The following is a 1,200-nucleotide window of genomic DNA, read 5'->3' as shown; positions in this document are numbered from 1 at the left end:
CCGAGCGATTTGGTCAGGCCGATCACCGCGGCCTTGGATGTGCTGTAGGCGGAAGCGTTGGGATTGCCTTCCTTGCCAGCGACGGAAGCGATGTTGACGATCCGCCCGTAATTGCGCGCCTTCATCCCGGGCACCACGGCGCGGTTGGCGTAGAAGGTGCCGTTGACGTTGATGTCGATGATCTTCTTCCACGTCTCTATGTCGTAGCTGTCGAGCGGGGCGGCGGGACCGGCAATGCCGGCAGAATTGACCAGGATGGAGATTTTGCCGGCGCTCTCCTCGGTTTTTGCCCGCGCGGCGTCCACCGTCTCCCAATCCGCAATGTCGACGACCAGGGTCGTGGCGGCCTTGCCAAGGTCGCGCTTGGCCGCTTCGAGGCGCGCCTCGTCGACGTCCCATAAGGTGACCGTCGCGCCGGAGGCGACGAAACGTTTGGCCATCGCGAAGCCGAGGCCTTGCGCGCCTCCGGTGACCACGGCGTGTTGGCCGTCAAGATCGATCCTGTTCATGCCGAGCGTTCTTTCTGGTTGAGTGAATTGAGGTTGCCCGTTGCGGGCGGGCGATGTCGCTACATGGTAGCGCCGAGGTTCCAGGGCACGAACTCATTGTCGCCGTAGCCCAGCAATTCCGATTTGGTACGCGCGCCCGATGCCACGCGCAGGATCTCTGCGAAGATCTCCTGGCCTTTGTCGTCCAGCGTGACGCCGTCGAGGATGTCTCCGCAATTGATGTCCATGTCCTCGCGCATCTGCTCGAAAATGAAGGAATTGGAGGCAAGCTTGATCGAGGGTGTCGGCTTGCAGCCGAAGGCCGAACCGCGCCCGGTGGTGAAGCACAATATGTTCGCGCCGCCGGCGACCTGGCCGGTTGCCGAAACCGGATCGTAGCCGGGCGTGTCCATGAAGACGAGGCCGCGTTCGTTGATCGGTTCGGCATATTCCAGCACCGCGCGCAGATTGGTCGTCCCGCCCTTGGCGGACGCGCCGAGCGACTTCTCCAGGATCGTCGTCAACCCGCCGAGCTTGTTGCCGGGAGACGGGTTGTTGTTCATCTCCATGTCGTGCTTGGCTGTGTAGTCCTCCCACCAGCGGATACGCTCGATCAGCTTCTCGCCGACCGCGCGGTTTTCCGCACGCATGGTGAGCAGATGTTCGGCGCCGTAGATCTCCGGCGTCTAGGACAGCACCGCCGTGCCGCCTT

The 1,200-nt window shown here is 62.9% G+C and carries 1 protein-coding gene and 1 pseudogene; both read right to left on the bottom strand.

Annotation, left to right across the window (positions count from 1 at the left end):
• Window positions 1-509: SDR family NAD(P)-dependent oxidoreductase (locus FJ980_RS32770; RefSeq protein ID WP_140547577.1), on the bottom strand; the 509-nt coding region annotated here is incomplete at its 3' end.
• 59 nt (window positions 510-568) lie between these two features.
• Window positions 569-1,200: pseudogene (locus tag FJ980_RS32765) on the bottom strand (altronate dehydratase); the annotation flags it as partial.

The organism is Mesorhizobium sp. B1-1-5 (genome assembly GCF_006443065.1).
GTDB lineage: Bacteria > Pseudomonadota > Alphaproteobacteria > Rhizobiales > Rhizobiaceae > Mesorhizobium.
This window is presented reverse-complemented; position numbering and strand designations above follow the sequence as displayed.